Raw genomic sequence first — 17,917 nt, 5'->3', positions numbered from 1 at the left:
GGTTCGGGTGATCAGGGCATGCGGGGACGCCGTGCGTCGCACGGGGCCGGGATTTCGGCGGAGACGACGAACGGCGGGCCCGGATCGATCGATCCGGGCCCGCCGTTCGATGGAACTAGTGCGGCAGGTCCACCGCGGCGGTCTCGTCCAGCAGCCAGGTGGTGGACTCGGTGCCGATCGCACCCGCCGCCGGGATGTCGAGCGGCGACGCCCCGTTGAGGGCGGCGGCCACCGCGGCCGCCTTGGCCTCACCGGACACGATCAGCATGACGTGGCGCGACTTGCGGATCGCGGGCAGCGTCAGCGTGATGCGCACGGCCGGCGGCTTGGGCGAATGGGTCTCCGCGACGACCAGCTCGTGCTCTTCGCGGGTGGCGTCGGTGTGCGGGAACAGCGAGTTGATGTGCCCTTCCCCGCCCATCCCGAGCAGGTGCAGGTCGAACGCGCCGTGCTCGGCCAGGTGCGCGTGCACGGTGGCCGAGTACTCGCCCGCGGCCTCGAGCGGGTCCGGGTAGTCGCCGCTCGAGGTCTCGGTCGGATGCACCCGGGCCGGGTCGACCGGGACGTGGTCGAGCAGCGCGTGGCGGGCCTGGAGTTCGTTGCGCTCCGGGTCGCCGGTGGGCACGAAACGCTCGTCGCCCCAGAAGATGTCGACCTTGCCCCAGTCGATGTCGCCGGGGGCCTTGCGCACCAGTTCCAGCAGCGCGATGCCGGTGCCGCCGCCGGTCAGGACCACCGAGGCGGAGCCGCGCAGACGCTGCGCCTCCACCACCTGCGCGACGAAGCGGGCGGCCGCGGCCATCACCAGATCGTCGACGGTGGTGAAGGTTTCGACGGCGGGCTTACTCATAGGTCACCCTTTCGATTCCGGTGAGGGCCTCGGCGTAGATGTCGTCGGCGTCGAGGTGACGCAGTTCCTCGGCCAGGCAGTCCTTGGTCTCGCGGCGCGCCAGCGCGAAACGCTGGTCGGGCTCGCCGGTGCGGGACAAGGTCGCGGTGCGGCCGTGCTGCGGGCGGGAAATGGCGATCGACACCGAGGGCCGACGCATCTCCACCTTCAGCTCGCCGGTACGGCGCACCACCGGGCAGTCCAGCCGCGCGGCCAGCCAGCCCGCCAGCATGTCCAGCGCCGGCTCTTCCTTCAGACCCGAGATCGTCACCGACTCAACGGTTTCGAACGGGGCCTCGTCGAGCGCCGCCGCCAGCAGCGCCCGCCAGTAGGTGACCCGGCTCCACGCCAGATCGGTGTCGCCGGTCGCGTAGGAGTGCCGGCGACCCTTGATGGTGGCCTGCGGATCGGCCGCGAAGGTGGCGTCGGTGATGCGGCGGGTCGCCAGGCGGCCCACCGAATCCTTGGACGGGAACTCCGGCGCGCCCCGCGGCCACCACGCCACCACGGGGGTGTCGGGCAGCAGGAACGGGATCACCACGCTGGCCTCGTGCGGCACCAGATCGCCCTGCAGCCGCAGCACGATCACCTCGGCCGCGCCCGCGTCGCCGCCCACGCGGATCTGCGCGTCCAGCCGCGTCTGGGCCATGCGGTCGCCGCGGGCCAGCACGATCACCCGGCAGGGGTGTTCGCGGCTGGCGTCGTTGGCGGCGTCGATGGCGTCCTCGGCCTCGGAGCTGTCGAGGGTGCACACCACCAGGGTGAGCACCCGGCCCATGGTGACCACGCCATTGGATTCCCGCAGTTGCACAAGGCGTTTCGACACCTCGCGGGTGTCGGTGTCGGGCATGTCGATGATCATCGGGCGGGCTCCTGGGTGGGTGTGGTCACGGCCGCCGCCATTCCCGCCCGCTGCGCGCGAGCATCTCGTCGGCGGATTCCGGACCCCAGCCGCCCGCCTCGTACGGGTCGGGTTTGCCGGTCGCGGCCCAGTGTTCGAGCGCGGGATCGAGGATGCGCCAGGACAATTCGACCTCCTCGTTGACCGGGAACAGCGACGGCACCCCGAGCAGCACGTCCAGGATGAGCCGCTCGTAGGCCTCGGGGGAGTCCTCGGTGAACGCCTCGCCGTAGCTGAAGTCCATGTTCACGTCGCGCACCTCCATGGACGATCCGGGCACCTTGGACCCGAATCGCATGGTGATGCCCTCGTCCGGCTGCACCCGGATGACCAGCGCGTTCTGCCCGAGTTCCTCGGTCATGGTCTGGTCGAAGGGCAGGTGCGGGGCGCGTTTGAACACCACCGCGATCTCGGTGACGCGCCGCCCCAGGCGTTTGCCGGTGCGCAGGTAGAACGGCACGCCCGCCCAGCGGCGGGTCGCCACGGACAGGGTGATGGCGGCGTAGGTCTCGGTGCGGGAGTTGGGGTCGAAGCCCTCCTCCTGCAACAGGCCCACCACCGGCTCGCTGCCCTGCCAGCCCGCCGTGTACTGGCCGCGTGCGGTCGTCTCGTCCAGTGGCGCAACGAGTTTCGTCGCCGAGAGCACCTTGATCTTCTCGATCTGCAACTGCTTGGGCTGGAAGCTCACGGGCTCTTCCATGGCCGTCAGCGCCAGCAGCTGCAGCAGGTGGTTCTGGATGACGTCGCGGGCAGCGCCGATTCCGTCGTAGTACCCCGCGCGACCACCCAGGCCGATGTCCTCGGCCATGGTGATCTGCACGTGGTCCACATAGTTGGCGTTCCAGATCGGATCCCACAGCTGGTTGGCGAAGCGCAGCGCCAGAATGTTCTGGACGGTCTCCTTGCCCAGGTAGTGGTCGATGCGGAACACCGACCGCTCCGGGAACACCGTGTTGACCAGCTCGTTGAGTTCCTGCGCGCTGTTCAGGTCGTGCCCGAACGGCTTCTCGATCACCACTCGCCGCCACGGTTCCGGTTGCCCCGCAGGGGAATCGGTCGGTTTGGCCAGCCCGTTCTTGGACAGCTGTTCCAGCACGATGGGGAAGTCGCTGGGCGGGATCGACAGGTAGAAGGCGGTATTGCCGCCCGTCCCGCGATCCCGGTCCAGATCCTTGAGGGTGGTGGCCAGCTTGTGGAAGGCCGCGTCGTCCTCGAACGTGCCGCGGACGAAACGCAGACCCTCCTTGAGCTGCTGCCACACCTCCTCGCGGAAGGGGGTGCGCGCCGAGGACGACACGGACTCGTGAACCAGGTTCGCGAAGTCCTCGTCGGTCCAGTCCCGGCGCGCGAAGCCGATCAGCGAGAAGCCCGGGGGCAGCAGCCCCCGGTTCGCCAGATCGTAGATGGCCGGCAGCACTTTGCGCCGCGACAGGTCACCGGTAACGCCGAATATCACCACGTTGCACGGTCCGGCGATGCGGGGCACCCGGCTGTCGCGATCATCGCGCAGCGGGTTGGGCATCGCGACCGTCGTCGCCGCGCGAGCCACGGTCAGTTGCCTCCCGCGACCTGCAGCTTTTCGGTGGTGGCGACGAGCAGTTCCTGCCAGGAGGCGACGAACTTGTCGACGCCCTCGGTCTCGAGCACACCGAACACGTCGTCCAGGTCGATGCCCACCGCGACCAGCTGGTCGAAGACCGCCTGTGCCTGCTCCGCCTTGCCGACAGCCGCGTTCGGCACGATCACGCCGTGGTCGGCGACGGCCTCGAGGGTCTTCTCCGGCAGCGTGTTCACGGTGTCGGGGGCGACCAGCTCGGTCACGTACATGGTGTCGGAGTACTCGGGGTTCTTCACACCGGTCGAGGCCCACAGCGCGCGCTGCTTGTTGGCGCCCTGCGACGACAGCTTGTTGAACACGTCGGTGTGCTTGCCGCCGTCGAAGATGTCCTGGTAGGCGGCATAGGCCAAGTGCGCGTTGGCGATTCCGGCCTTGCCGCGCAGCGCCAGCGCCTCCGGGGTGCCGATGGCCTCGAGCCGCTTGTCGATCTCGGTGTCCACGCGGGAGACGAAGAACGAGGCGACGGACTGGACCTTGGCGATGTCGTGCCCGGCGGTGGTGGCGTTGCGCAGACCGTCGAGGTAGGCGCCCATCACCGCGATGTAGCGCTGCACCGAGAAGATCAGCGTCACGTTCACGCTGATGCCCTCGGAGATGACCCGGGTGATGGCCGGGAGGCCGGCCTCGGTCGCCGGGATCTTGATGAACAGGTTGGGCCGGTCCACGATCTTCCACAGCTCGATGGCCTGGGCCACCGTGCCGTCGGTGTCGAAGGCCAGGCGCGGGTCGACCTCGATGGAGACGCGGCCGTCGACGCCCTTGGACGCGGCGAAGACGTCGGCGAACACGTCGCATGCCGCGCGCACGTCATCGGTGGTGATGGTGCGGATGGCCGAGTCGACGTCCGCGCCGCGGGCGGCGAGCTCGGTGACCTGCTCGTCGTAGGCGTGGCCCTTCGACAGCGCGCCCTGGAAGATGGTCGGGTTGGTGGTGACGCCGACGACATTGCGAGAGTCGATCAGTCCCTGGAGATTTCCGGACTTGATGCGATCGCGCGACAGGTCGTCCAGCCACACCGAAACCCCGGCGGCCGACAGGGCCGCGGTGTTCGAGTTCTGGGTCATGACAACTATCCCTTCACCTTGGCGAGCGAGCGGGTGGCAGCGGCGACCACGGCATCAGCGGTGATGCCGAACTCGCGGAACAGCGTCTTGAAGTCGGCCGAGGCACCGAAGTGCTCGATGGAGACGTTCTCACCGGCGTCGCCGGTGAAACGGTGCCACGGCATCGCGATGCCGGCCTCCACCGAGACGCGGGCCCGCACCGACGGCGGCAGCACCTCGTCGCGGTAGGACTGCTCCTGCGCGTCGAACCACTCCACACACGGCATGGACACCACGCGGGTGCCGATGCCCTGTGCCTCGAGCGTAGCGCGCGCGTCGACCGCGAGCTGCAGTTCCGAACCGGTGGCGATCAGGATTACCTGCGGTGTGCCGGTGGAGGATTCGGCCAGGATGTAGCCGCCCTTGCGGACGCCCTCGTAGCTGGTGCCCTCCTGGATCGGCAGGTCCTGGCGGGTCAGCGCCAGTGCGGACGGGCCGTCCTGGTGCGGCGGCTCGGAGACCAGGAAGTGCGAATGCCGTTCGGCGCTATCGCGTTCCAGGATGGTGCGCCAGGCGTAGGTGGTCTCGTTGGCGTCACCCGGGCGGACCACGTTCAGGCCGGGGATGGCGCGCAGCGCGGCCAGGTGCTCGATCGGCTGGTGGGTGGGGCCGTCCTCGCCCAGGCCGATGGAGTCGTGGGTCCACACGTAGGTGACCGGGGTGCGCATGAGCGCGCCCAGGCGCACCGCGGGACGCATGTAGTCGGAGAACACCAGGAAGGTGCCGCCGTACGGACGGGTCGGTCCGTGCAGGGCGATGCCGTTCAGGATCGAGCCCATGGCGTGCTCACGCACACCGAAGTGCAGGGTCCGGCCGTACGGGTTGGCCTTCCACGCGCCGGTGGAGATGGACTCCGGGCCGAAGGACGCCGCACCCGGCATGGTGGTGTTGTTGGACTCGGCGAGGTCGGCCGAACCGCCCCACAGCTCCGGCAGCACCGGGGCCAGCGCCGCGAGCACCGCGCCGGACGCCTTACGGGTCGCCATGGCCTTGCCCGGCTCGTGCTCTGGCAGGGTCTCGGTCCAGCCTTCGGGCAGGCGACGCTCCTGCAGGCGGTCGAACAGCGCCTTGTTGTCGGGGTTCGCGGCGGCCCACGCCTCGTACTGCTCCTGCCAGGCCGCGCGGGCGGCCTTGCCGCGGTCGGCGACATTGCCGCGCGAGTGCGCGATCACGGCGGCGTCCACGTCGAAGCTCTTCTCCGGGTCGAAGCCCAGGATCTTCTTGGTGGCCGCGACCTCGTCGGCGCCCAGCGCGGCGCCGTGCGAGGAACCGGTGTTCATCTTGTTCGGGGCCGGGAAGCCGATGATGGTGCGCAGCAGGATGATCGACGGCTTGTCGGTCACGGCCTGCGCGGCGGCGATGGCTTCCTCGATGGCGGTGACGTTCTCGCCGCCCTCGACGGTCTGCACGTGCCAGCCGTAGGCCTCGTAGCGCGCGGCCACGTCCTCGGTGAACGCGATGCGGGTGTCGTCCTCGATGGAGATCCTGTTGTCGTCGTAGAAGACGACCAGGTTGCCCAGCTGCTGGGTGCCCGCCAGCGAGGACGCCTCGGAGGTGACGCCCTCCTCCATGTCACCGTCGGAGGCGACGACATAGATGAAGTGATCGAACGCACTCTCGCCCTGCGCGGCTTCGGGATCGAACAGGCCGCGTTCACGCCGCGACGCCATCGCCATGCCGACCGCCGACGCCAGACCCTGGCCCAGCGGGCCGGTGGTGATCTCGACGTGGTCGGTGTGGCGGTACTCCGGGTGGCCCGGGGTCAGCGAACCCCACTTGCGCAGGTGCTCGAGGTCGGTCAGCTCGAGGCCCATGCCGGCCAGGTACAGCTGGATGTAGAGGGTGAGGCTGGAGTGGCCGCACGACAGGACGAAACGGTCACGACCCACCCATGCCGGATCGGCCGGATCCAGGCGCATCACGCGCTGGAACAGGGTGTAGGCCAGCGGGGCGAGGCTCATGGCGGTGCCCGGGTGGCCGTTGCCGGCGTTCTGGACCGCATCGGCGGCGAGGACCCGGGCCGTGTCGACGGCTCTGGTATCCAGATCGGTCCAGTCGGTGGGGTGGTTCGGCTGAGTGAGCGCGCGGATGTCGTCTGTGACTGACACGACCGAGGTTCTCCTGACCTTCTCGTCAAACGATGCGGTTGTGGGCGGCGGGGGATTCGCTGCGTTCGATCCGGGTGCGACGCGGCCGCACCGATCTACAACCACCCTAAAGGGCGGCGTTTCGTGCTCGAACGGGAACCCGCAATCCCCGTCGGCCGTGTCGTTGGTTCGTGGCGTTTCGCGGACCTGTTCGTGACTACCCGGTGTACGCGTCGCGAACCGGTCTCGGTGCGCGTCGAGGTGGACCTGGTCGGGAGCATGGTCGGCGTGGGTCTACCATGCTCTGTAGTAGTCACGGCGTGCGAGGAGAAACAGTGGGGATTGGGCAACAGCCGGGTGGCGCTCACGGCTCCTCCGGGGCGGTGCTCGCCGACCGTGTCACGGGCAGCGGCCCGATTTCGGCGGCGACCAGGCGAGTCCTGGCCTACATCGCGCTCACCAAGCCCCGGGTCATCGAATTGCTGCTCGTCGCAACGATTCCCACCATGCTGCTGGCGGACCGCGGCGATGTCGACATCCGCCTGATCCTGGTCACCCTGTTCGGCGGCTGGATGGGCGCGGCCAGCGCCAACACCCTCAACTGTGTCGCCGACGCCGACATCGACAAGGTGATGAAGCGGACCTCCAAGCGTCCGCTGGCCCGCGAGGCCGTCCCCACCCGCAACGCGTTCGTGTTCGGCGTCACCCTCGGCCTGGCGTCGTTCGCCTGGCTGTGGTGGCAGGCCAACCTGCTCTCCGGCGCGCTGGTCGTGGCGACCATCCTGTTCTACGTCTTCGTCTACACCCTCGGCCTCAAGCGCCGCACCTCGCAGAACGTGGTGTGGGGCGGCGCGGCGGGCTGCATGCCCGCCCTGGTCGGCTGGTCCGCGGTCACCGGCACTATCGGCTGGCCCGCCATCGTGCTGTTCCTGGTCATCTTCTTCTGGACGCCGCCGCACACCTGGGCGCTGGCCATGCGGTACAAGGAGGACTACAAGGCCGCGGGCGTCCCGATGCTCCCGGTCGTGGCCACCGAGCAGACCGTCACCCGGCAGATCGTCCTCTACACCTGGGCGACCGTGCTGGCCACCTTCGCCCTGGTCCCCGCGGCGGGTGTGATCTACGCCGCGACCGCGCTGGTCGCGGGCGCGTGGTTCCTGCTGATGGCGCACCAGCTGTACTCCGGTGTCCGCAAGGGCGAATCGGTCAAGCCGCTGCGACTGTTCCTGCAGTCCAACAACTATCTGGCCGTCGTGTTCTGCGGTCTGGCGGTGGACTCGGTGCTCGGCTGGAACACCGTCGGCCACACCCTCTTCGGCTGGTCCTGATCGTTTCCGGCCCGATCCGGGCACGCGTGTCGATTCAGGCTGTCGTCGTTCGATGAGAAGGTAGGGCGGACCCGCCGCCCTCGCCCGAGAGGAACGACCGCCTGATGACCGAACACGTTCTGGCCCTGCCCGACGCCGACCTCGCCTACGATCTGCTGGGCCCCGCCCCGGCCGAGAGCACGCGCCGGCCGCTGCTGATGATCGGCCAGCCCATGACCGCGGAGGGTTTCGCAGCGCTGGCAGCGTATTTCCCGGATCGCACCGTGATCACCTACGACCCGCGCGGGCTCGGCCGCAGCGTCCGCACGGACGGGCGCTCCGACAACTCGCCGACCGTCCAGGCCGAGGACCTCCACGCCCTGCTCACCGCCCTGCAGGTGGGCCCGGTGGATCTGTTCGCCAGCAGCGGCGGCGCGGTCACCGCCCTGGCCCTGGTCACCGCCCATCCCGGCGAGGTGACCACGCTCGTCGCGCACGAGCCCCCGATCATCACCGTGCTGCCCGACGCCGAGGCCGCCGCCCGCGCCCAGGCCCAGGTCCGCGACGCCTACCAGGCGAAGGGCTCGTTCGCGGGCATGGCCGCGTTCATCGCCCTGACCTCCTGGCAGGGCGAATTCACCGACGCCTACTTCGCCCAGCCCCCGGCGGATCCGGCGATGTTCGGCATGCCCACCGAGGACGACGGCACCCGCGACGACCCGCTGCTGTCCGACGCGTCCTGGGCGATCACGGGCTACGTCCCCGACGTCGCCGCGCTGCGGGCCGCGCCCACCCGCGTCGTCATCGCGGTCGGCGAGGAATCCGCGGGCACGTTCACCGCCCGCACCGCCGAGGCCACCGCGGCCCTGCTCGGTTCGGCCCCGGCCGTCTTCCCCAGCCACCACGGTGGTTTCACCAGCGCCGACTCCGGCTACCCCGGACAACCCGAGCGTTTCGCCCACCGCTTGCGCGAACTGCTCGACGAGAACCAGGGATAGCGATCCACCGCGTGTCGATCCGGCCGTCCGCCGATCGATGAGAAGGTGAGGGCGGAACACGCCGCCCTCACACTCTCGAGAGGCTCGCGCCATGCCGAAACTTCGCGTCCACAATTTCGCGGTCTCCCTCGACGGCTACGCCGCCGGCTGCGACCAGAGCGCCGATGCCCCGCTGGGCATCGGCGGTGAACGCCTCCACGACTGGGTCTTCCGCACTCGCTACGGCCGCGACATGATGGGTGAACCCGGCGGCGATCCGGGCCCCGACAACGACATCCTCGCCGCCGGTGACCACAATATCGGCGCCACCATCATGGGCCGCAACATGTTCGGCCCCGTCCGCGGCGAATGGCCCGATCACTCCTGGACCGGCTGGTGGGGCGACACCCCGCCCTACCGCCACGACACCTTCGTCATGACCCACCACCCCCGCCCCGCCCTCCCGATGAAGGGCGGCACCACTTTCCACTTCGTCGCCGACACCCCCGAAGCCGTCCTGAAGCAAGCCTTCGAGTCCGCCGCCGGCCGAGACGTCCGCCTCGGCGGCGGCGTCAGCACGGTCCGCCGCTTCCTCGCCGCGGGTCTGATCGACGACCTGCACTTGGCGATAGTCCCGGTCCTCCTCGGCTCCGGCGAGCGCCTCTACGACGACCTCGGCACCCTCCCCGGCTACCGCCTCGCCGACATGCTCAGCACCGGAGCCGTCACCCACCTGTGGTTCACCCGAGCGGAAGCGTCCTGAGGGCGGGCGGTTTGCTGGAACCCCTTCCCGTATAGGCGTTCTCGGACCACCGGGTCACGTCGTGCGGGTGGTCAGGGCACGGGTTGGCCGTCGGGTGCGATCAGGTGCCAGGCGCCCATCAGGCCCTGACCGCGGGTGTCGCCGGGGGCGGAGTCGGCGGCGAAATAGTAGAGGGGCTTGCCCGCGTAGGCGGCCTGGGTGGTCCCGTCCGGGCGGGTGAGGGTGGTGATCAGGCCCGCGGTGACACCCGGGCCGGCGATGACCGGTCCCGGTAGTGCGGGCCATTTGGTGAGGCACTCGCCGACGCACGCCGAGGTGCCGGGGGTGTCCTTCGCGAAGACGTAGAGGGACTTACCCGCCTTGTCTGTCAACATATCTCGACCCGCCGACGACGTCACGCCGATCGAGGCCGGCGCGGCGGGCGTCGGGGGGACGGATGCGGGCGGGGTCGGGGTGTCGCCGGACGAGCAGGCGGTGGCCGTGGCGAGACAGGCGAGGACGAGGGTGAACGTCGCATACCGGATTGTCATCGGGGAGCTCCTGAGTTGTGGCGCGGACTAGTTGGCCGGCGGCGCGGGCTGAGCGGGGTCCTTGCAGTAGGGCAGTTCGGGCGGACACGGAGCGAGGATGGTCGAGAAGTACTGGATGGCGGAGAACAGGGTGATGGGGCCGCCCGCCACCACGACGCCGCCCATCGAGCCGACGGCGCCGAGGGTGGCCATGCCGAGTACGCACCCGGCGATGGTCGCGCCGACGAACGGCACCAGCAATGCGATCACGGGGCTGCTCAGGACGGCTCCGGCGGCCGCGCCGACCAGGCAGCCCACGCCCGCGCCGAGGACGGCGCCGAGCACGGCACTGACCGCCGCGCCGATGGCGGCGCGCTGAGCGAACGCGCCCAGTGCTTGCGCGTCACGGGGAGTGAAGGATTCGGCGATCTGTGCCGCCGCCCGATCGGCGGTCACGACGTCGGCGGCGGCCACCGGCGTGACGTGCTGGGGGTTGTCCTTCGACGGGGTCAGCGTCGCGGTGGTGCCGTCGATGCGGGCGGTGATCGGGTAGGCGGTGTCATCGACCCGGTAGGTCAAGGGGATGGCGGCGATCAACCGATTGTCGCGGTCGAGGACGGCGAGCTGCTGGTCGAGCTGCCGTACGGTGCCGCCGGCGACGGTCAGGACGGCGGAGTCTCCGGCCCGGGTCACCTCGTAATGCACTGCGGTGGAGGGAGTCTCGTCCATCGGTGCCGCGTGGGCGGTGACGGCGGTGGCGACCAGCGTCGAGGCCGCGAGCGCCGCTGTCACGGCAGTGTTCCTCATCTTCATTCCTGTTTCCTCATCATCGGTACGGGATTTCCGGTCTCACCGAGAGACGGTGATCCGGTTGTGGGCTCGGGCGAGTTCGCGTTTGAGGATCTTGCCGCTGGCGGTCATCGGCAGCGTGGCGGTGAATTCGACGACGCGCGGATACTTGTAGGCGGCCAGCTGTTCCCGGCACCAGTCGATCAGCTCGTCCGCGGTGACCGCGGCCCCGGGTTCGGGGATGACGCAGGCCTTGATCTCCTCGCCGTAATGCTCGTCGGGGATGCCGATGACGGCGGCCGCGCACCGCGATCTCGCCGATCTCACCGGCGTCGGCGACGGTGTTCCATTCCGGGTCGATGAGCCGGACTTCGATGCCCCACACGGGAATTCCGATCGATCCGGGCCGGGAATCGCGCTCCGGATCGGCGAACAACGCCAACGGTGAGGTCTCGGACAGCCCGTACCCCTCGAGGATGGGCACGCCGAATCGCTGCGCGAAGCGCGTCGTGGTCTCGACCGGCAGCGCCGCGCCGCCGGAGACGGCCTTGCGCAGGGTGGCGGCGATACGGCCGACGTCGACGGTGTCGTCCAGCGCCCGCAGCAGCCCCCAGTACATCGTCGGCACACCGGCGAAGAAGGTGACGCGTTCGTCGGCCAGTACCCGTAGTGCCGCGGCCGCGTCGAATCGCGGCATGAGTACCAGCGTGGACCCGACCGACAGCCCGGCGTTCATATGGATGGTCTGGCCGAAGGAATGGAACAGCGGCAGGGTGACCAGATGGCTGTCGCGCCGGTCGGGCCGATTGTCGAAGAGCCGGTTCGCGGTCAGGGCGTTCATCACCATATTGGCGTGGGTGAGCTCTGCGCCCTTGGGTCGGCCGGTGGTTCCGCTGGTGTAGAGGATGACCGCGGTGTCCTCGGGGCGGCGGGCGACGGTACCGAACCTCCCCGGTAGTTCCGCGACGGCCCGCGCGAAGATGTCGACACCCGGGTACGGCGATCGGGCCCGCGGATCAGCCGTGATCAGGACCATGTGCCGGCAGTCCGGCGCCTGCTGGAATCCCGCCCAGCCGTATTCGCCCATCGGCAGTTCGGCCGTGCCTTCGAAGCAGAGATACAGCGCCGCTTCGGAATCGTCGAGGTGGTAGGCGATTTCGCGGGGACGCAGCAGGATATTGAGCGGCACCACCACCGCGCCCGCTTTGACGATCCCGTAATAGCAGATCACGAACTCCGGCAGATTCGGGCACGAGAGCGCGACCTTGTCGCCCGGCTGGATTCCGCGGGCGGTCAGCAGGTGGGCGACCTGGTTGGCGCGTGCGTCGAGTTCGGCATAGGTCAGCCGCTCGAGGTCACCCACGACGGCATCGACGCCGGGATACCGGCGTGCCGAATCCTCCAGGAGTACAGCGAGATTGAGCACAGGAACCTCTCGGAGCGGTCAGGCCGCAGTGGTCAGCGGGGCGGCCGTGGCCGCGCGGACATCGGATTCGGTCACGCCGGGTGCGCATTCGCGCAGGACCAGCCCGGTGGCGGTGACGTCGATGACGGCCAGATCGGTGATGATGCGGTGCACGACCGCCGCACCGGTGAGCGGAAGAGTGCAGCGGGGCACGATCTTCGATGCGCCGGTCTTGTCGGTGTGCTCCATGAGCACGATGACCCGGCGGGCGCCGTGGACGAGGTCCATCGCGCCGCCCATGCCTTTCACCAGGTGGCCGGGCACCATCCAGTTCGCCAGATCGCCGGTGGCCGAGACCTGCATGCCACCCAGCACGGCGGTGTCGATGTGGCCGCCGCGGATCATGCCGAAGCTGGTCGCCGAATCGAAGAAGGACGCCCCCGCGACGACGGTCACGGTCTCCTTCCCGGCATTGATCAGGTCGGCGTCGATCGCTGTCTCGTGCGGGTAGGGGCCGGTGCCGAGGATGCCGTTCTCCGAGTGCAGGGTGACGTGCACCCCGTCGGGCATGTGGTTGGGGATCAGGGTCGGCAGTCCGATGCCGAGGTTGACGTATTCGCCGGGTCGCAGTTCCCGCGCGGCGCGGGCGGCCATGGCGGTGCGGGACCAGCCGAGAACCGTGGTGGCAGTACTCATGTCAATGCTCCTGGGCGACGGTGCGCTTCTCGATGCGCTTGGTTTGCGGTCCGGTGTGCACGATGCGGTCGACGAAGATCCCGGGCAGGTGAATCCGGTCCGGGTCGAGTTCGCCGGCGGGAACGAGATTTTCGACCTGGGCGATGCAGACGCGACCGGCCGCGGCCGCCAGTGGATTGAAGTTGCGGGCGGCCTTGTCGAACACCAGATTGCCGTCGGTATCGCCGATGAGCGCGTGGATCAGCGCGTAGTCGGCGGTGAGGGCTTCCTCGAGCACGTAGCGCCGCTGATCCCGGTGCCCGCCGAAGGCCCTGACCTCCTTGGGCGGCGAGGCCACGGCCACCGATCCGTCGACGGCGTACCGCCACGGCAGACCGCCTTCGGAGATCGGGGTGCCGACCCCGGCCGGGGTGAAGAACGCCGGGATTCCGGCGCCGCCGGCCCGCAATTTCTCGGCCAGCGTGCCCTGCGGCGTCAGCTCGACCTTGAGCTCGCCGGCCAGATATTGGCGGGCGAACTCGCCGTTCTCGCCCACATAGGAGGCGGTGATACGGCGGATCTTCCTGTCGGCCAGCAGAATTCCCAGCCCGTACCGGTCCGTGCCACAGTTGTTGGAGATGATCTCCAGGTCGGTGACCGCGGTCGCGGCCAGCGCCTCGATCAGCACGTCAGGAATCCCGCACAGCCCGAACCCGCCGACCGCCAGACACGATCCGGACGCGATGTCGGCGACCGCCGCGGCCGCGGAGGCGACGATCTTGCTCACCGCGCGACCCCCGCACCCGGCGTCGAGACCGCGGTGGCGTCGATCAGTTCCCGCAGGAGTTCTTCCGCGCGTGGCCAATAGCCGTAGCCGGAGGCGGGGTTGAGGTGACCCACGTCCCCGAGATCCACCAGGCGGCTGCCCCACGCTTCGGCCATTCCCGCCACCCGCCGGAAGGACGCGAGCGGGTCGGTGGTGGAGGCGGCCACGGTGCTGGGGAATGGCAGCCGTCGCCACGGAATCGGATTCCATCCGGCGGCGTCGAGTTCGCCCGTGTCCGGATATCCCGGTGGCAGTGGTGTTTCGAAATCGGGGGGTGCGGCCAGCAGCGCGCCGCGCACGGGTCGGGTGGCTTGTTGCGTCCAGTGTACGGCGATCATCACGCCGGCACTGTGGGCGACCAGCACCACCGGGCCGTCGATCTCGGCGATCACGGCGTCGAGTGCGGCGACCCGGGCTGCGCGCGAGAGGGTGTCGTGCTCGAGCGGCGGGACCGTGCGCACCCGCGTCAGGCGTTCGGCGAGGCGCGTCTGCCAGTGGTCGGGCACATGGTCGCGCAGGCCGGGCACGATCACGATGGTGGGTTCGTTGGCGTCATTCATGGTGGGTGGCAGTTCCTTTCGAGATCAGACCGAGCGCGCGGGCTCGAGGACGGCCAGTCGGCGCAGCCCCGCCGGATAGGCGCGTTTGCCCAGCATCAGAGCGGCGAGGGCGGCCAGGTAGGCGAGCGGGGCCAGCCGCAATGCGACCGTCAGTCCCAGGTGATCGGCCAGGACGCCGACGACGAAGGGGCCCAGCGCCAGCCCGAGCAAGCTGTTGGCGAGGGTGAGGGTGCCCAGCGCCGAGGCCCGCACCGAAGGATGGGTGAGGTTGGCGACCATGGCCGCGGTGGGACCGGAGGAGCCGCCGGAGAAGAAGGCGCCGATCCCGACCAGCGCCAATTGCACCGGCCCGGTGCCGATCCCGAAACCGACGCCCAGGCACAGCAGCGAGATGGCGCAGAACACCATGGCGGCGCTCCACTTCCGCGTCAGGTCGCGGCGGCCGACACGGTCGGTGATCACGCCGCAGACGATCATGCCGGTGCCGATGAGCAGCGAGAACACCGCGGCGACCGCGCCCGCCCGGTCCGGGGCCAGACCGTAGGAGCGGTTGATGAAACTCGGCATCCACGCCAGCAGGACCGCCGCGGTGAAGATCTGCAGCGCGCTGCCCACGTAGGCGCACAGCACCGCCGGATTGGTGAACAGCGTCGATACCGGCGCCCGGTAGCCGTGCCCGGGCTGCCCGGGCCGGTGATCCTGGTCAGCTGCGTGCTGGGCCAGCTTCGCCTCGGTGACCAGGGCGCGGAACGCCACCGCCAGGATGAGGCCCGCGATGGCCATGGCGGCGAAGGACCACCGCCAGCCCAGGTGCACGGCGATGACGCCGCCCAGCCCGACGCCGAGCACCGATCCGAACGAACCGCCGGCCATGAACGCGCCGCTGAGGGCGGCGTGCACTCGCGGGGTGAACACGCTGAGCACCACGGCGATGCCGACGCTGCCGTAGGCGGCCTCGCCGACACCGACCAGGAAGCGAGCTCCGAGCATCTGCCCGTACCCGGTGGCGAGCGCGCACAGCAGGGTCGCCGCGCTCCACAGCACGGCCATCAGGACCAGGCTGCGCACGCGTCCCCAGCGATCGGCCAGGATCGACAGTGGCAGGGTGAGGATCCCGACCATCAGGGCCACGACGCTGGTCAGTGATGCCAGCCGGGAATCCGATAGCGCCCATTCGGTTTTCAGGAACGGAAAGACCGCGCTGAGGACCTGCCGGGACATGTAGTCGGCCAGCAGCAGCCCGAAGGCCAGCGCGAACACCAGCCATGGATAGCGGCTGCGGGCAGCGGGCGCGGGGGTGTGAGCCGGGACCGGGGCGTCGGCGAGGCCGGGCGCCGGGTCCGCGGTGGGGTGCAACTCCATTGATGCTCCTACGAATCCGGCGCGCCGAGACGGGGTGCGGCGGGCCGGAGAGCTGACGGACGTACGAGGGCGGCGCGCACGGCGGAGTGCGGCCCGCCTCGGGCGGGCGGGGCGCGGTGCCCGCCCGAGGCCGGGAAGGTCAGGCGTGCTGGGTGAATCCGACCTGGCCGGGCTTGCGGTTGGGGGCGTACCCGAGCTTGGCGAGGGTCTCCTCGGCGCTGCCGTAGCGCTCGTCGAGCTTGTAGATCTGGCGGGCTTCCTTGCCGGTGGCGACCTCGCGGCCCAGTTCCCCGGCGATACGGACCAGCTGTTGCACCTGCTGCACCGAGGTCATCTTCTCGCCCTTGCGGCCCCACAGGGTGTCCTCGTTGCCGCAGCGGGCGTGCAGGCCCATGGCGATGGCCATGGTGTTGACCGGCAGGCAGCTGCGCATCAGTGTCTCGAGGGTCAGCACGGCGCCGTCGGGGACGCGGCGGACGAACTCCATCATGTTGTAGGGGTTGGGTCCGTCGAAGCCGCCGCCGATGGCGACCCAGGTCAGCATGAGCGGGCCGGTGTAGACGCCGCGGCGGATCAACCGTTCCACCGTCTCCAGCTGCGGAATGCTGGAAAGCTGGAAATGCGGCTGAATACCCTTGGCCTGCAACCGCTTCAGATGCTCCTCGACCCATGCGGGACCGGCCGGGACCACCATTTCCCGGTAGGCGTCGTACACCTCGGGGCGGGTGAAGGAGGTGCCGGCGATGTCGTCGTCGGTCATCAGCTCGACGATGTTCATCTGGCTGGTGTTGATGGCGATGGTCACCTGGTCCGGCGCCGGATCCAGTTCGGCGAGCAGGTGCCGGGCGTCGTCGGACAGCCATTTCGCGTCCGCGCCTTCACCTTCCGGCGCGAACGAGATGGAGCCGCCGACCTGCAGGATCATCTCCGGTACCGCCTCGCGCAGCCGGCCCAGCAGTTCGTTGAACTTCGAGAGCCGCTTGGAGCCCTTGCCGTCGAGTTCGCGCACGTGAATGTGCAGCACGGTGGCCCCGGCCTCGTAACAGTCCACCGCGGCCTGCACATGCTCGTCCATGGTCAGCGGCAGGTCCTCGCGGAAGTCGTCGAGTTCCCATTCGGGACCGTAGGGGGCCACGGTGATGACCAGTTTCTCCTGGTTCTCCGGGAACAGCGAATCATCGTGGAAATGCATGGAAATACTCCGATCGGGAATCGAATAATGTGGGGAGTGAAGAGATTTCAGAAGGTTGCGTCGCCGATGATCCCGGCGCGCTCCATCTTGCGGACCGCGGGCCAGTAGTCCTGGACGGCGTAGTGCTGCGTGGAGCGGTTGTCCCAGATGGCGAAGCTGTTCTTCGTCCACCGCCACCGCACCTGGTATTCGGGGATGGTGGCCTGCCGCATCAGGTAGTGCAGCAGCTCGGCGGCGCCGGGCGCGTAGTCCGCGCCGAACCGCACGTGCTCGGAGGTGTGGTAGTTCACCAGGTGGGTGGTGAAGGAGTTGACGAACAGGATCTGCTCACCGGTCTCGGGATGGGTGCGCACCACGGGGTGTTCGGCGTCGGGGAAGCGTTGCGCCAGTTCGTGGCGTTGATCCATCGGCATCCGCGCGCCGAAGCTGGCCTCGATGCTGTGGCGCGCGCGCAGCCCTCGAATGCGGTCACGCACGTCCTCGGGCAGTCGCCGATAGGCCTCGACCATGTTCACCCAGATGGTGTCGCCGCCCACCGGCGGCGTTTCCACGCAGCGCAGGATCGCGCCCATGGGCGGGTTCACCCGCCAGGTGGCGTCGCAGTGGTAGGCGTTCTCGTAGTGCTCGGGCGGGCTGTCGAGGTCCTTGTAGATGCGGACCAGTCCCGGATGGTCGGGATCGCTGCCCGCCACGGGATGGTCCTCGAGCGGCCCGAAACGCTGAGCGAGAGCGACATGATCGGCGCGGCTGATGTCCTGATCACGAACGAACAGCACCTTGTATTCCAGCAGCAGGGCGCGCAGCTCGGCGAACAGCGCGTCGTCGTGCGCCGCCCGCGCGAGGTCGACGCCGAACAGTTCGGCGCCGATCGAACAGGCCAGCGGCTGCACGCCGATCGCGCCGCGCATTGTCGAATTCGGGAGTGGGGCAATGGTTGTCATGAGTTCCTCCAAA

The 17,917-nt window shown here is 69.3% G+C and carries 16 protein-coding genes and 1 pseudogene; 3 read left to right on the top strand and 14 right to left on the bottom strand.

Annotated elements, in window-relative coordinates:
• Positions 1-115: 115 nt before the first annotated feature.
• Genes pgl through tkt form a run of 5 tightly spaced genes read right to left on the bottom strand, consistent with a single transcriptional unit; the run spans position 116 to position 6,619 of the window.
• Positions 116-850, bottom strand: a complete 735-nt coding sequence (gene pgl, locus ACWEOI_RS17300) for a 6-phosphogluconolactonase (protein ID WP_433672844.1) — start codon at positions 848-850, stop codon at positions 116-118.
• Positions 843-1,751 (bottom strand): glucose-6-phosphate dehydrogenase assembly protein OpcA, encoded by a 909-nt coding sequence (gene opcA / locus ACWEOI_RS17295; protein WP_452360236.1) that lies wholly within the window; start codon positions 1,749-1,751, stop codon positions 843-845. Before opcA ends, pgl begins: the two co-directional genes overlap by 8 nt.
• A gap of 25 nt (positions 1,752-1,776) precedes the next feature.
• Positions 1,777-3,312, bottom strand: a complete 1,536-nt coding sequence (zwf, locus tag ACWEOI_RS17290) for a glucose-6-phosphate dehydrogenase (protein ID WP_433673339.1) — start codon at positions 3,310-3,312, stop codon at positions 1,777-1,779.
• A 29-nt stretch (positions 3,313-3,341) separates the two neighbouring features.
• Positions 3,342-4,472, bottom strand: a complete 1,131-nt coding sequence (tal, locus tag ACWEOI_RS17285; RefSeq protein WP_433672846.1) for a transaldolase — start codon at positions 4,470-4,472, stop codon at positions 3,342-3,344.
• Between the two features lie 5 nt (positions 4,473-4,477).
• The gene (gene tkt, locus ACWEOI_RS17280; RefSeq protein WP_433672847.1) at positions 4,478-6,619 is read right to left on the bottom strand and encodes a transketolase; all 2,142 of its coding nucleotides are present in this window, start codon (positions 6,617-6,619) and stop codon (positions 4,478-4,480) included.
• Between the two features lie 278 nt (positions 6,620-6,897).
• Here tkt and ACWEOI_RS17275 point away from each other — a divergent pair, with 278 nt between their 5' ends.
• The 3 genes from ACWEOI_RS17275 (at position 6,898) to ACWEOI_RS17265 (ending at position 9,645) form a co-directional block, all read left to right on the top strand.
• The gene (locus tag ACWEOI_RS17275; RefSeq protein WP_433672848.1) at positions 6,898-7,926 is read left to right on the top strand and encodes a heme o synthase; all 1,029 of its coding nucleotides are present in this window, start codon (positions 6,898-6,900) and stop codon (positions 7,924-7,926) included.
• Positions 7,927-8,030: 104 nt separating this feature from the next.
• Positions 8,031-8,903 (top strand): alpha/beta fold hydrolase, encoded by an 873-nt coding sequence (locus ACWEOI_RS17270; RefSeq protein ID WP_452360235.1) that lies wholly within the window; start codon positions 8,031-8,033, stop codon positions 8,901-8,903.
• Positions 8,904-8,994: 91 nt separating this feature from the next.
• Positions 8,995-9,645 (top strand): dihydrofolate reductase family protein, encoded by a 651-nt coding sequence (locus tag ACWEOI_RS17265; protein WP_452360234.1) that lies wholly within the window; start codon positions 8,995-8,997, stop codon positions 9,643-9,645.
• A 71-nt stretch (positions 9,646-9,716) separates the two neighbouring features.
• On the opposite strand, the gene ACWEOI_RS17260 is transcribed toward ACWEOI_RS17265, so the two are convergent.
• From ACWEOI_RS17260 to ACWEOI_RS17220, 9 genes and pseudogenes are all read right to left on the bottom strand, one after another.
• Complete coding sequence (locus ACWEOI_RS17260) at positions 9,717-10,175, bottom strand: COG4315 family predicted lipoprotein (RefSeq protein ID WP_452360233.1); 459 nt, start codon at positions 10,173-10,175, stop codon at positions 9,717-9,719.
• 27 nt (positions 10,176-10,202) lie between these two features.
• Positions 10,203-10,961, bottom strand: coding sequence for a hypothetical protein (locus ACWEOI_RS17255; RefSeq protein ID WP_452360232.1), 759 nt, complete (start codon positions 10,959-10,961; stop codon positions 10,203-10,205).
• A 42-nt stretch (positions 10,962-11,003) separates the two neighbouring features.
• Positions 11,004-12,369 (bottom strand): annotated as a pseudogene (locus ACWEOI_RS17250) (AMP-binding protein).
• 18 nt (positions 12,370-12,387) lie between these two features.
• Complete coding sequence (locus ACWEOI_RS17245) at positions 12,388-13,044, bottom strand: 3-oxoacid CoA-transferase subunit B (RefSeq protein ID WP_379098111.1); 657 nt, start codon at positions 13,042-13,044, stop codon at positions 12,388-12,390.
• A 1-nt stretch (position 13,045) separates the two neighbouring features.
• Positions 13,046-13,810: a CoA transferase subunit A gene (locus tag ACWEOI_RS17240; RefSeq protein ID WP_452360231.1), complete on the bottom strand. Its 765-nt coding sequence runs from the start codon at positions 13,808-13,810 to the stop codon at positions 13,046-13,048.
• A complete protein-coding gene (locus tag ACWEOI_RS17235) occupies positions 13,807-14,409 on the bottom strand; it encodes an RBBP9/YdeN family alpha/beta hydrolase (protein ID WP_452360230.1) in 603 nt (200 codons plus the stop codon). The genes ACWEOI_RS17240 and ACWEOI_RS17235 overlap by 4 nt, the downstream gene beginning before the upstream one ends.
• 24 nt (positions 14,410-14,433) lie before the next feature.
• Positions 14,434-15,771 carry an MFS transporter gene (locus ACWEOI_RS17230; protein ID WP_452360229.1) on the bottom strand — a complete coding sequence of 446 codons (1,338 nt, stop codon included), beginning with the start codon at positions 15,769-15,771 and terminating at the stop codon, positions 14,434-14,436.
• A gap of 139 nt (positions 15,772-15,910) precedes the next feature.
• Positions 15,911-16,963, bottom strand: coding sequence for a BKACE family enzyme (locus ACWEOI_RS17225; RefSeq protein WP_379098123.1), 1,053 nt, complete (start codon positions 16,961-16,963; stop codon positions 15,911-15,913).
• Positions 16,964-17,010: 47 nt separating this feature from the next.
• Positions 17,011-17,904 carry a TauD/TfdA dioxygenase family protein gene (locus tag ACWEOI_RS17220; protein WP_379098126.1) on the bottom strand — a complete coding sequence of 298 codons (894 nt, stop codon included), beginning with the start codon at positions 17,902-17,904 and terminating at the stop codon, positions 17,011-17,013.
• Positions 17,905-17,917 lie beyond the last annotated feature (13 nt).

Source organism: Nocardia sp. NPDC004340 (assembly GCF_053602575.1).
This window is presented reverse-complemented; position numbering and strand designations above follow the sequence as displayed.